Below are 11,849 nucleotides of genomic sequence, written 5' to 3'. Positions count from 1 at the left end.
CGGGTGAGCACCACCCTCCCCGCCTGGCGGCGGGCCACCACCGGCGAGCGGCGCTGGCCGGTGGCCCTCGCCGTCCTCGTCGTCGCCGGCCTGCAGCTGACCCTTCCCGACGAGGTCGTCCTCGGTTCGCGCTGGCTGCTGCCGGTCCTCGAGCTCGCGGTGCTCGCCGTCCTGCTGGTCGCGAACACCTTCGAGGCGGAGCCCCGCTGGCGCCGACGGGTGAGCCTCGTGCTCACCGCGCTCATCAGCGTCGCCAACGCGTTCGCCGCCGTCCGGCTCGTGTACCACCTCGTCGAGGGCCGCGGCGGGGACGACCCCGGCACCCTGCTCGCCACGGGTGCCGCGATCTGGGCGACCAACGTCATCGGCTTCGCCCTCTGGTACTGGCAGTTCGACCGCGGTGGCCCCTCCGCGCGGGCCCGGGGTGACCGGGACGTCCCGGACTTCTGGTTCCCGCAGATGCAGTCGCCGGACCTGGACCCGGAGTGGGAGCCGCAGTTCGTCGACTACCTCTACGTCTCCTTCACCAACGCCACGGCGTTCAGCCCGACCGACACCATGCCGCTCTCGCGGTGGGCCAAGCTGACGATGCTGGTGCAGTCCGCGGTCTCCCTCGCCACGGTGGCGCTGGTCGTGGCGCGGGCCGTCAACGTCCTGCGGTGATCAGTTGACGCAGGGCACCGTCGGCGCGGTGGTGCCCGCGTCCTCGGCGGGCACGGCCGGGGCGGCGCTCGTCTTCGGCGCCGCGCTGCCGGGGGAGGACCCGCCGGTGTTGGAGCCCGCCGCGCTCCCCGACGAGCCGCTCGCCTTCGGCGCGGTCGTCGTGTCGCCGGCCCCGGAGATCGTGTCCGAGATGTACTTCTGCACCGCCGACGGGTCGACCTTGACCGCTTCGCCGTCCTCGGCGGTGTCGTAGCTGGCGTTGACGATCGGGATGGTGTGGAAGCCGATCGAGCCCGAGCTGACGCCCTGCACCTGCGTGGCGAGGTCGAGGACGTCGAGCTGGCGGTCCACCGTCACGGCCTTGTCGACCGCGTCGATCAGCGCGTTCCGCTTGGTCGAGTCGGTCAGGGTGTCCGACGAGAGCACGGTGCGGGCCATGCTGGACAGGAAGACCTGCTGGCGCCGCGCGCGGTCCAGGTCGCCGCCGGGCAGGCCGTGGCGCTGTCGGACGAAGGCGAGCGCCTGCGGACCGGAGACCGTGGTCTGGCCGGCCGGGAACTTCGCCCCCGAGAACGAGTCGTCGACGGCCTTGTTCAGACAGACCGGTACGCCGCCGATCGCCTCGCTGATCTGCGCGAACCCGGCGAGGTTCACCGCGGCGAAGTGCGTGATGGTCAGACCGGTGAGGCCCTCGACGGCGCCGATCGTCGTCTTCGCTCCCGCGGCACCCGCCTGCACGGCGAGGTCGCTCCCACGCACGCCGTCCTTCGACAGCTCCTGCCGGGCCGCGTTCGAGCCGTAGGAGTACGCCGAGTTGATCTTGTGGGTGCCGAACCCGCCCGTGACGTCGACGTAGGAGTCGCGCGGGATCGAGAACCCGGTGGCGGGTCCGCCGCCCCCGGGGATGTGCAGCACGATGATCGTGTCGGTGGAGTCGCCGCCGGAGTCGCCTGCCCCCGCGTTGAGCGACGCCAGGATGTCCTTCGGCAACGGGTTGCCGAACGAGTCGGTGCGGGTGTCGAGTCCGACGAGCAGGATGTTCTCGTCGGTGCCGAAGATCGACCCGAACGACGTCGAGATGACGTCGACGCGCGAGAGCCCGGAGTCGAAGGTCCGCGCGGCGAGCACCGTCGCCCCCGAGATCAGCAGGACGATCACCGACGCGGCGGCGAGCACGAGGAGCAGCACGCGGCTGGTCGCGTGGATCCGGATGCGCTCGAGCAGCGCGACGGCACCGCCACCCCGTCCCGACGACGGGCCGTCCCCGGCTCCGTCGGGCCGGTCCGGCCCACCGGGCACGGGGGACGGGGCGACCCGGGTGGGGGTCGGCGCCGGGCGGCGCGGGGGCGGTCCCGGGGGCGGCGACCCACCCGGCCCGGCCGGCCGCCCCGGCGCGCCGCGGGCGCCCGGGCGCGGAGCGGCGGGTCCCGGCGGGCCCGACGGACCGGGGCCTGCGGGAGGTGGCATCCCCGGCCCGGGACCGGCCGGTCCGGGGCGCGCGCCGGGCGGGGGACCCGCGGGGCGGGCCGGCGGCGGACCGGGCCGTGGCGCGGGCGAGCCGCCCTCGGGCCGGGTGTCCCCGCGCCGGGGCATCCGGAACTGCCCGGGACGACCGGAATCCTCGCCCGCCATCACGCCCTCACACCGCGGACGGCGCCCAGGACCGAGAAACCGGGATTCGCCTCCCGGAATCGCAGGAATCCGACGAGTGCACTGCCCACGAGTGCGACGAGCATCCACCAGAACAATTGCGCGAGCGGCGCGAAGACACCGAGGAGGAACAGCGTGCTGCCGGCCGTGTCGCCACGGACGATCGCCGCCACGACCAGGCCGAGGAGGGCGACCACGGGCGCCTGCAGCGCCGGCACGAGCACCCCGTCCACCCGGACGGCGCAGACCGCGACGAGGCTGACCACGAGGTAGCCGACCGGGAAGAGCAACCCGAGGATCCCGGCGCGGTTCTGCAGCAGCCAGGCCAGCAGCGCCGTCGCCACCAGGGCACCTGCGGAGACGAGCGGCCACGGGAACCCCGGGCCGACGGCGAAGCGTCCGGCCTGACGGGGCTGCGGGTCGCGCGCCGGACGCCGGGGGGCGGGCCGGTCGGGGCGTGGCGACCGGCCGAGGGAGCCGGTGGACCAGCGCGACGGCCCGGCCGGACGGGGAGCCCGTCCGCCGCCCGGTCGCGGATCCCAGCGGTCGGCCACGGCGCCACGATAGCCGAGGGGCCCGAGCCGACCCCGCCCGCCGTCGGGAAACTATTTCCCGACGACGGGCGAAAAGGGTCGGGAAAGCGATCCGACGCCTTTTCCGCGGCGTGCGGCCGGTCGGCGGCCCCACCCCGTCCGGGCGACGACGACGGGCGCGGCCGGAGCGGTGGACGTAGGGTCACCCACGTCGGTGATTAGGCCGAACGGAGTAATAGCGGGTGCGGCGGCGGCGATACCCCCGACGCACGACTGCTCACCGTCCGCGCAGCTGCCCGACCCGGAGGATCCCGCGTGCCCCTCACCGACCCGCTCACCCGCCGCGCCGGCGCCGTGGTGGCGCTGGCCCTCGCCGCGGTGCTCGCGCTGGCCGTGCCCGCCCTCGCGCAGACCCCGACCCCGCCGCCCCTGCCGTCCGGCCCCGGCTCGACCAACCGGCCCACCCCGGTGGAGCCCCGGGCCGGGCAGGCCGCGAAGCAGCGCATGGACGAGCGACGCGGGCGTGCGCCGGCCAACGTGACCGCCTGGTACGTCGACCCGGCGACCAACCAGACCGTCGTCGCCGTGGTCGGCCCGGCCACCAAGGCCGCGACCGACTTCGCCGCGGACGAGAACCCCGCGGCGGTCCGGGTGCAGCCGATGTCGGCGCCCGTCCGGCCGCTCGCCGCCGCTCCGCTGGTCGGCGGCGCCGCGATCACGACGGTGACCAGCACGACGACCTCGGGCGGCACGACCACGCGCAGCGGGATCCGCTGCTCCGACGGCTTCTCGGTGCGGCGGAACACCACGACCTACCTGCTCACCGCCGGACACTGCACGCAGAACACCTCGAGCTGGTCGGGCCCGAACGGACAGACGATCGGCACCGTCGCCCGCACCGCGTGGCCGAACGCCGACTACGGGATCATCCAGGTCACCAACATGGCGGCCTGGCGCGGCAGCGGCCAGGTCTCGGGTGGCCCCGCGGTCACCGGCGCCACCGAGGCCCCGGTGGGCACGCAGGTGTGCCGCTCCGGCTCGACCTCGGGCTACCACTGCGGCGTGATCCAGGCGAAGAACGTCACCGTCAACTACGGCAACGGCGTCACCGTGCAGGGGCTCACGCAGACCAGCGCCTGCGCCGAGTCCGGCGACTCCGGGGGCTCGTTCCTCGCGCCGGGCACTGCCCAGGCCCAGGGTCTGCTCTCGGGGGGTACCGGCACCTGCACCACGGGCGGCACGAGCTACTTCCAGCCGCTGCGTCCGATCCTCAACCAGTTCGGCCTGACCCTGGTCACCGGGAGCTGACCAGCACGTCGACGAGGGCGGCCCGGGCCTCGGCGGCGGTCGTCCACCGGCGGCTGTCCCACTGCTCGCCGGCCAGGGAGTCCCCGGCGAAGAGCACCTGGGAGAACGCCACCCCGCGGAAGCGGGCGACCGCGATGAGGGCCGAGGCCTCCATCTCGACGGCGAGGCAGCCCTCCGCACGGCGGCGGTCGGTGCGGGTCCGGGTCTCGCGGTAGACGGCGTCGGTGGTCCAGGTGCGCCCGACGGTGTGGGCGACGTCGGCCGCGTGCAGGGCCGCCACCAGGGCGTCGACGCCGCCCGGGTCGGCCTCGACCACCCGGCCGGCCGGCAGGTAGTGGAACGACGTGCCCTCGTCGCGCAGGGCGGAGGACACCACGACCGCGTGCCCGAGGACGAGGTCGGGCACCAGGACACCCGCGCCGCCGACCGCGGTGAACCGCCGGCCGCCGAGCACGATGAGCTCCTCCAGGCTGGCCGCCGCCATGGGCGATCCGACCCCCGGGTGGGCCACCGCGACCGTCCGGCCGTCGGCCAGCGGGACGCCGTACACGGGGGAGCGGCCGTTCTCCGAATGCAGCGCGGCGATCTCCGGGTGCCGCTGCGCGAGTGCGGTCAGGACCTCGGGGAAGAAGCAGAGCACGACGTCGGGCGGCACGGTCCCGTGCGTGCGCATCGCGCCGGGCGCGATGATGCCGGGCTGGTCCAGGTCGTCCTCGACCAGCGGGATCCGTTCGGCGTCGCTCACCCGACGATCTTCGCGTAGGCCTCCCGCACGTGGTGGGCCGCCTGCCGGTCGGCGTCGGTGGCCTCCACCACGGCGTCCCGGGCGATCCGCCACTCCGGCTCCACGCCGGTGAGGGCCCAGGCCGCCTGCCGGGCCGCGCCCAGGGCCACGTACTCGGCCGGGGCGAGCACCTCGACGTCGAGCCCGAAGACCGCCGGCGCGATCGCCGAGACCGCCCGGGAGCGGCTGCCACCCCCGATGAGCAGGACCTTCGAACCCTCGATGCCGACGTCCGCCAGCGCCTCGACGCCGGCGGCCAGCCCGCACAGCATCCCCTCGACGACGGCGCGGGCGAGGTTCTCGCGGGTGCCGTTCGCGTTGGTGAGACCGGCGACCGTCCCGGTGGCATCGGGTCGGTCGGGGGTGCGCTCGCCCTCCAGGTAGGGGACCAGCACCAGCCCGCCGGCGCCCGGCTCCGCGGCCAGGGCGAGTTCGTCGAAGCCGGCCGGGTCGACACCGAGCAGGGTGGCTCCGACGCCGAGCACCCGCGCGGCGTTGAGCGTGCACACCAGCGGCAGGAAGCCGCCGCGGGCGTCGGCGAAGCCCGCGACGAGCCCCGACGGGTCCGCGGTCGGGCGGTCGGCCGCGACGAACACCGTCCCGGACGTCCCGATCGAGACGATCAGCTCCCCGGGGCCGGTGCCGATCGCCAGCGCGGCACCCATGTTGTCCCCGGTACCGGGCGCGACGACCGCGCCGGGCACCGGCCCGTGCTCGTGGCCCCGCCCCACGGACTCGCCCGGCGCGGCCACCCGCGGCACGTCGAGCGCCCGGCCGAAGGCGAGCTCCAGCAGGTCGGGCCGGTAGTCCCCGGTGTGCGGCGACCAGTAGCCGGTGCCCGAGGCGTCCCCGCGGTCGGTCGCCGGCTCGGCGCCGGCCCGGGCGCCGCCGCGCAGCCGCCACGTGAGCCAGTCGTGCGGGAGCATCACGGCGCGGGCCCGCGCGGCGGTGTCCGGCTCGGCCCGCGACGTCCAGCGCAGCTTGGTCGCCGTGATGCTCGCGACCGGCACGGTGCCCACCGCGTCCGCCCACGCGCTCGGCCCGCCGAGCTCGTCGACGAGGTCCCGGCCGGCGTCGGCGGAGCGGGTGTCGTTCCAGAGCAGGGCGTCGCGCACCGGTTCGCCGCGCCCGTCGCACAGCACCATCCCGTGCTGCTGACCGGCGACGGCGATGGCCCCGACGTCGTCGGTGCCGACCTCGGTGAGCGCGTCGCACAGGGCGGTCCACCAGCTGCGCGGGTCGACCTCGGTCCCCTCCGGGTGGGCCCGGCGGGCCTCGCGGACGACGGACCCGTCGTCGGGATCGACGACGACGACCTTGGTGGCCTGGGTGGAGGAGTCGACCCCGATCACGTGGGTGGGCATGCGCCCATGCTCACACGGCGCAGCCGCAGCTCTCCCGGATCCGGAACGACGGCGGGAGCCGCAGCACCTCGACCGGGGCCTCGGGCTGGGCCCGCCGTCGCAGCAGGAGACGGACCGCCTCGGCCGCGATCCGGTCGAAGGGCTGGGCCATGACGGTCAGCCGCGGGGAGAACAGGTCCGCCCACGCGAAGTCGTCGAAGGCCACGACGGCGACGTCGTCGGGCACCCGCGCCCCGGCGTCGCGCAGGGCGGTGATCACGCCGATCGTCATGCTGTTGTTCCCGACGACGACGGCGGTGGGCGGCTCGGGCAGCGCGAGCAGCCGGGCCATCGCGGCGCGGGCGGGCTCGGTCGCGGACTCCCCGGACACCTCGAGGGCGGGGTCGCGCGGCACCCCGGCGTCGTCGAGCGCGCGACCGAAGCCGGCACACCGCTCGTCGGTGGTCGTCAGGCCCTGCAGCCCCGCGACGAGCGCGATCCGGGTGTGACCGTGCTCGACGAGATGGCGGGTGAGGGTGGCCGTCGCCTCGTGGTTCTCGCTGCCCACCTGGTCCAGCGCGGCGGCGCGCCCGTCGGCGATCAGCCGGTCCAGCAGCACCGTCGGGACCTCGTGGCGGGCGAGGTACTCCAGCGCGGCCCAGGGCCGGGCCGAGGGTGCCAGCACCACGCCGTCCACGCGGTGGTGGTGCAGCCGGGCCACCACGGTGCGTTCGTAGTCCGGGTCCTCGTGCGGGTCGACCAGCAGCAGCGTGTAGCCCGCCGCCGCGGCGGCGGACTCGGCCGAGGAGAGCAGCTCGCCGAAGTACGGGTTGGAGATGGCGGAGAGGACGAGGCCGAGCGTGGTGGTGCGGTTGGTCGCGAGCGAGCGCGCCACCGTGTTCGGGGTGTAGGCCGTCTCCTCGACCGCGGCGAGGACCGCCGCGCGGGTGTCGGCGCTGACCGCCCGCGTGTTGTTGAGGACGTGGGAGACGGTGGCGGTCGAGACGCCGGCACGGCGAGCGACATCCGCCATGGTGGTCACTCGTCGATCCTCGCCTCCGCCGTGCGTCCTCGTCGACGCCGATGATGCCAACTGGCGGGCGGGAGAGGGAGCACGGAATTCCGAGGTCCGTCCGAGATGTGACGGTGAAGCGCTTGCGTCCGAACGGACAGGAGTCCTACGGTCGCCCGACGTGACGTTCAGGTGAACCACGTCACTGCCGACGGGGACGGGGACGGGGCGTGCGCAGACCGACGACGGGACGACCGGCCGGACCAGCCCGGGGGCGCCGCCGACCGGCGCTCGCGCTGTTCGCGACAGCTCTCCTCGCGCTCGTGGCGGGGTGCTCGGGTGCGGGCGCCCTCGGGGCCGAGGACGGCGTGGAGACCGTGACGGTCGCGATCGTGTCCAACCCGCAGATGGAGGACGCGATCACGCTGTCCCCGGAGTTCGAGCGGGAGAACCCTGGAATCCGGCTGCGGTTCGTGACGCTCTCGGAGAACGAGGCCCGCGCCAAGATCACCGCGTCGGTCGCGACCGGTGGCGGCGAGTTCGACGTCGTCATGATCTCGAACTACGAGACGCCCCAGTGGGCGCAGAACGGCTGGCTCACCGACCTCGAGCCGCTGATGGCCCGGACCCCGGGCTACGACCGGGACGACTTCCTGCCGACGGTCCGCGACGCGCTGTCCTACGAGGGCCGGATGTACTCGGTGCCGTTCTACGCCGAGTCCTCGTTCCTCATGTACCGCACCGACCTGTTCGCCCAGGCCGGCCTGACGATGCCCCCGCAGCCGACCTGGCCGCAGGTGGCCGACGCCGCCGCCCGGCTCGACGACCGGGCGCGCGGCGGGAACACGGCGGGCATCTGCCTGCGCGGCAAGCCCGGCTGGGGCGAGATGATGGCGCCGTTCAACACGGTGGTGAACACCTTCGGCGGCCGCTGGTACGACCCGCAGTGGAACGCGCAGCTGACGAGCCCCCAGTTCGAGCAGGCCACGCAGTTCTACGTCGACCTGGCGCGGGCGCACGGGATCGCCGGCGGCTCCCAGGCCGGGTTCTCCGAGTGCGGCACCGCGTTCAGCCAGGGCAACGTCGCGATGTGGTACGACTCGACCTCGGCCGCCGGAACCGTGATCAACCCCGAGGACTCGAAGGTCGTCGGGAAGGTGGGCTTCGTCCCCGCACCCGTCGTCGCGACCCCGAGCTCCGGCTGGCTGTACTCCTGGTCGCTCGCGATCCCGAAGACCTCGCCGCGCGTGGACGCCGCCTGGAAGTTCATGAGCTGGATGACCTCGAAGCAGTACATCCAGCGCGTCGGCAACGAGCTCGGGTGGGAGTCCGCGCCGCCCGGGTCGCGCACCTCGACCTACGAGAGCCCGCAGTACCAGCAGGCTGCCGGCGCCTTCGCCAACACGGTCCGGGACGCGATCGTGCGCGCCAACCCGCAGCAGCCGACGGTGGAGCCCGTGCCCTACCAGGGCGTGCAGTTCCTGCGGATCCCGGAGTTCCAGGACCTCGGCACCCGCGTCAGCCAGCAGCTGAGCGCCGCCATCGCCGGGCAGATCACGCCGGCCGAGGCGCTCGAGCAGTCCCAGGAGTACGCGACGACGGTGGGGGAGAGCTACCAGCGATGACGTCCACACTGGAACGGCCCGCCGCGCCCTCCGGGCCGCCGCCCGCACCCGGGCAGACCCCGACGCGCTCGGCCCGCGCCGAGGGCTGGGTCCGCCGGGCCCCGCTCCTACCGGCGCTGGTCTTCACGATCATCGTCACGCAGATCCCGTTCCTGCTGACGATCTTCTACTCCCTGCAGTCGTGGAACCTGGTGCGCCCGGGCTCCCAGCAGTGGGTGTGGTTCGACAACTACGTCAGCGTCTTCCAGGACTCGCAGTTCCGGGGGGTCGCGCTCAACACGGTGATCATGACCCTCGGGTCGGTCCTCATCGCCGTGGTCCTCGGCCTGGTCCTCGCGCTCCTGCTCAACCGGCACTTCATCGGCCGCGGGATCGTGCGCACCCTGCTGGTGACGCCGTTCCTCATCACCCCGGTCGCGGCGGCCCTGCTGTGGAAGACGACGCTGCTCGACCCGACCTACGGCCTGATCAACTTCGTCCTGTCGCCGTTCGGCGTGGGCGAGGAGGCGTGGATCTCGGACTTCCCGCTGGCGTCGGTGATGGTCGCGCTGATCTGGCAGTGGACGCCGTTCATGATGCTGCTGCTCCTGGCGGGGCTGCAGTCGATGCCGACCGACCAGATCGAGGCCGCCCGGATGGACGGCGCGGGGGCGTGGGCGATCTTCAAGGAGCTCACGCTGCCCCACCTGCGCCGCTTCATCGAGCTGGGCACGGTGCTCGGGGCGATCTACCTCGTGAACACCTTCGACGCGGTCTACATGATCACCCAGGGCGGCCCGGGCACGGCGTCGGCGAACCTGCCCTTCTACATCTACCAGCGCGCGTTCCTCGGCTTCGACATCGGACAGTCGGCCGCCATGGGCGTGGTCGTCGTGGTCATGACGATCATCGTGGCGACCTTCGCGCTGCGCCTGGTCTTCCGCAGCTTCGGCGCGGCCGAGGGGAGCAACTGATGGCGATCACCACCGAGCGCGGGTCGACGACGACCTCGTCGGCCCCCGTCGACGACGGACCGCGGCGCACGTCCCGGACCGGTCCGGTCCTGCTCACGACGCTCACGTGGATCCTCGGGATCGGGTTCTTCTTCCCGGTGCTCTGGATGGTCCTCACCGCGTTCAAGACCGAGGGCGACGCGCAGTCGAGCCCGCCGACCTTCGTGTTCACGCCGACGTTCGAGCAGTTCCGCACGGTGTTCGACGCCGGGATCGGGCCGTACCTGGCCAACTCGCTGGGTGCCACGGTGATCTCGACGCTGCTGGTGCTGCTCCTCGCGATCCCGGCCGCGTTCGCCCTCTCCATGCGGCCGGTGGAGAAGACCCAGGACGTCCTGTTCTTCTTCATCTCCACGAAGATGCTGCCGGTGGTCGCGGCGATCGTGCCGATCTACGTCGTGGTCAACGACATCGGGCTCCTGGACAACATCTGGACCCTGATCGTCCTCTACACCGCGATGAACCTGCCGATCGCGGTGTGGATGATGCGCTCGTTCTTCCTGGAGGTGCCGAGCGAACTGCTCGAGGCGGCCACCATGGACGGGGCGTCGCTGGCGCGGACGTTGCGCGAGGTGGTGCTGCCGATCATCTCGCCGGGCATCTTCGCGACGGGGCTGATCTGCGTGATCTTCTCGTGGAACGAGTTCTTCTTCGCGGTGAACCTGACCTCGGCGAACGCGGGCACGATGCCCACGTTCCTGGTCCAGTTCGTGACCTCGCAGGGGCTGTACTTCGCCCAGCTCTCGGCGGCCGCGACGCTGGCGGCCCTCCCGGTGATCATCGCCGGCTGGGTGGCGCAGAACAAGCTGGTGCAGGGTCTGTCGTTCGGCGCGGTCAAGTAAGGGGATCAGGGACATGGCCGAAGTGGTGTTCGACGAGGCCTCGCGCATCTACACGCCCGGGGCGACACCTGCCGTCGACAAGCTGAGCCTGACGGTGAACGACGGCGAGCTGGTGGTCCTCGTCGGTCCGTCCGGCTCGGGGAAGTCGACCGCGCTGCGGATGCTCGCGGGACTGGAGCCGATCGACGCAGGGCACCTGCGCATCGACGGCCGTGACGTGGTCGACGTGGCCTCCAAGGACCGGGACATCGCGATGGTGTTCCAGAGCTACGCGCTCTACCCGTCGAAGACGGTGCGGGACAACATGGCGTTCCCGCTGAAGATGCGCGGGATGGACAAGGCCGAGCAGGCGAAGCGGGTGAACGAGGCGGCCGAGATCCTCGGGCTCACCGAGTACCTCGACCGCAAGCCGAAGGCGCTGTCGGGCGGTCAGCGGCAGCGTGTCGCGATGGGCCGCGCGATCGTCCGCGAACCGCGGGTCTTCCTCATGGACGAGCCGCTGTCCAACCTCGACGCGAAGATGCGCGTGCAGACCCGGGCGCAGATCGCCGGGCTGCAGAACCGGCTGGACGTCACGACGGTGTACGTCACGCACGACCAGGTCGAGGCCATGACGATGGGCGACCGCGTGGCCGTGCTGCGCGACGGGAAGCTGCAGCAGTACGCGACGCCGTCGGAGCTCTACGACCGCCCCGTCAACGCGTTCGTCGCCGGGTTCATCGGCTCCCCGGCGATGAACCTCATGGACCTGCAGCGCTCCGGCGACGGGGTGACGCTCGGCGGCTCCACGCTGCCGCTGACCCGCGAGGTGGCCGACGCGGCGGGGTCGGCCGACACGGTCACCGTGGGGCTGCGCCCGGAGGACCTGTCCCTCACCTCGGAGGGCGACGGCATCAAGGCCGTGGTCGACGTCGTCGAGGAGCTGGGCAGCGAGTCCTACCTCTACGCGCACATGGCCGAGCACCCGGACACGACGCTGGTGGTGCGGGGCCCGGGCCGGACGCGGGTGCGCTACGGCGAGACGATCGCGGTGCGGGTCGACCCCGACGCCGTGCACGCGTTCGACGCGTCGTCGGGGGAGCGGCTGGCCTCATGAG

11 protein-coding genes are annotated in these 11,849 nt (G+C 73.3%); 6 read left to right on the top strand and 5 right to left on the bottom strand.

What is annotated here, in order from left to right:
* The first annotated feature begins 3 nt into the window (after positions 1–3).
* A complete protein-coding gene (locus QSK00_RS16775) occupies positions 4–663 on the top strand; it encodes a DUF1345 domain-containing protein (protein WP_285592280.1) in 660 nt (219 codons plus the stop codon).
* Here the strand turns inward: QSK00_RS16775 and QSK00_RS16770 are convergent, their stop codons facing one another.
* A complete protein-coding gene (locus QSK00_RS16770) occupies positions 664–1,962 on the bottom strand; it encodes an LCP family protein (protein ID WP_285592279.1) in 1,299 nt (432 codons plus the stop codon).
* A 332-nt stretch (positions 1,963–2,294) separates the two neighbouring features.
* A complete protein-coding gene (locus tag QSK00_RS16765) occupies positions 2,295–2,867 on the bottom strand; it encodes a DUF6542 domain-containing protein (protein ID WP_285592278.1) in 573 nt (190 codons plus the stop codon).
* Positions 2,868–3,161: 294 nt separating this feature from the next.
* On the opposite strand from QSK00_RS16765, the gene QSK00_RS16760 reads away from it, so the two are divergent.
* A complete protein-coding gene (locus QSK00_RS16760) occupies positions 3,162–4,154 on the top strand; it encodes a S1 family peptidase (protein WP_285592277.1) in 993 nt (330 codons plus the stop codon).
* On the opposite strand, the gene QSK00_RS16755 is transcribed toward QSK00_RS16760, so the two are convergent.
* Genes QSK00_RS16755 through QSK00_RS16745 form a run of 3 tightly spaced genes read right to left on the bottom strand, consistent with a single transcriptional unit; the run spans position 4,141 to position 7,314 of the window.
* A complete protein-coding gene (locus QSK00_RS16755; protein ID WP_285592276.1) occupies positions 4,141–4,899 on the bottom strand; it encodes a nucleoside phosphorylase in 759 nt (252 codons plus the stop codon). The two genes, QSK00_RS16760 and QSK00_RS16755, sit on opposite strands and share 14 nt — an antisense overlap.
* Positions 4,896–6,302, bottom strand: a complete 1,407-nt coding sequence (gene xylB, locus QSK00_RS16750; RefSeq protein WP_285592275.1) for a xylulokinase — start codon at positions 6,300–6,302, stop codon at positions 4,896–4,898. The genes QSK00_RS16755 and xylB overlap by 4 nt, the downstream gene beginning before the upstream one ends.
* 10 nt (positions 6,303–6,312) lie before the next feature.
* Positions 6,313–7,314: a LacI family DNA-binding transcriptional regulator gene (locus tag QSK00_RS16745; protein WP_285592274.1), complete on the bottom strand. Its 1,002-nt coding sequence runs from the start codon at positions 7,312–7,314 to the stop codon at positions 6,313–6,315.
* A gap of 209 nt (positions 7,315–7,523) precedes the next feature.
* Here QSK00_RS16745 and QSK00_RS16740 point away from each other — a divergent pair, with 209 nt between their 5' ends.
* From QSK00_RS16740 to QSK00_RS16725, 4 genes are read left to right on the top strand one after another with little or no spacing between them, the layout of a single operon-like run.
* Positions 7,524–8,918, top strand: a complete 1,395-nt coding sequence (locus QSK00_RS16740) for an ABC transporter substrate-binding protein (protein ID WP_285592273.1) — start codon at positions 7,524–7,526, stop codon at positions 8,916–8,918.
* Positions 8,915–9,871 (top strand): carbohydrate ABC transporter permease, encoded by a 957-nt coding sequence (locus tag QSK00_RS16735; RefSeq protein ID WP_285592272.1) that lies wholly within the window; start codon positions 8,915–8,917, stop codon positions 9,869–9,871. The genes QSK00_RS16740 and QSK00_RS16735 overlap by 4 nt, the downstream gene beginning before the upstream one ends.
* Positions 9,871–10,752, top strand: coding sequence for a carbohydrate ABC transporter permease (locus QSK00_RS16730; RefSeq protein WP_285592271.1), 882 nt, complete (start codon positions 9,871–9,873; stop codon positions 10,750–10,752). The genes QSK00_RS16735 and QSK00_RS16730 overlap by 1 nt, the downstream gene beginning before the upstream one ends.
* A 13-nt stretch (positions 10,753–10,765) precedes the next feature.
* Positions 10,766–11,848: an ABC transporter ATP-binding protein gene (locus QSK00_RS16725; RefSeq protein WP_285592270.1), complete on the top strand. Its 1,083-nt coding sequence runs from the start codon at positions 10,766–10,768 to the stop codon at positions 11,846–11,848.
* Position 11,849: the final 1 nt, after the last annotated feature.

This window comes from Actinomycetospora sp. NBRC 106378 (assembly GCF_030269685.1).
In the GTDB taxonomy this organism is placed as follows: Bacteria; Actinomycetota; Actinomycetes; order Mycobacteriales; family Pseudonocardiaceae; genus Actinomycetospora.
The sequence above is the reverse complement of the archived record's forward strand: the minus strand, read 5'-3'. Positions and strand labels throughout refer to the sequence as shown.

What these genes read in the sequence shown, in the direction of transcription:
- xylB (WP_285592275.1), bottom strand. Translation starts at nt 6,302, where the DNA reads ATGCCCACCCACGTGATCGGGGTCGACTCCTCCACCCAGGCCACCAAG.
- QSK00_RS16745 (WP_285592274.1), bottom strand. Translation starts at nt 7,314, where the DNA reads ATGGCGGATGTCGCTCGCCGTGCCGGCGTCTCGACCGCCACCGTCTCC.
- QSK00_RS16735 (WP_285592272.1), top strand. Translation starts at nt 8,915, where the DNA reads ATGACGTCCACACTGGAACGGCCCGCCGCGCCCTCCGGGCCGCCGCCC.
- QSK00_RS16730 (WP_285592271.1), top strand. Translation starts at nt 9,871, where the DNA reads ATGGCGATCACCACCGAGCGCGGGTCGACGACGACCTCGTCGGCCCCC.
- QSK00_RS16725 (WP_285592270.1), top strand. Translation starts at nt 10,766, where the DNA reads ATGGCCGAAGTGGTGTTCGACGAGGCCTCGCGCATCTACACGCCCGGG.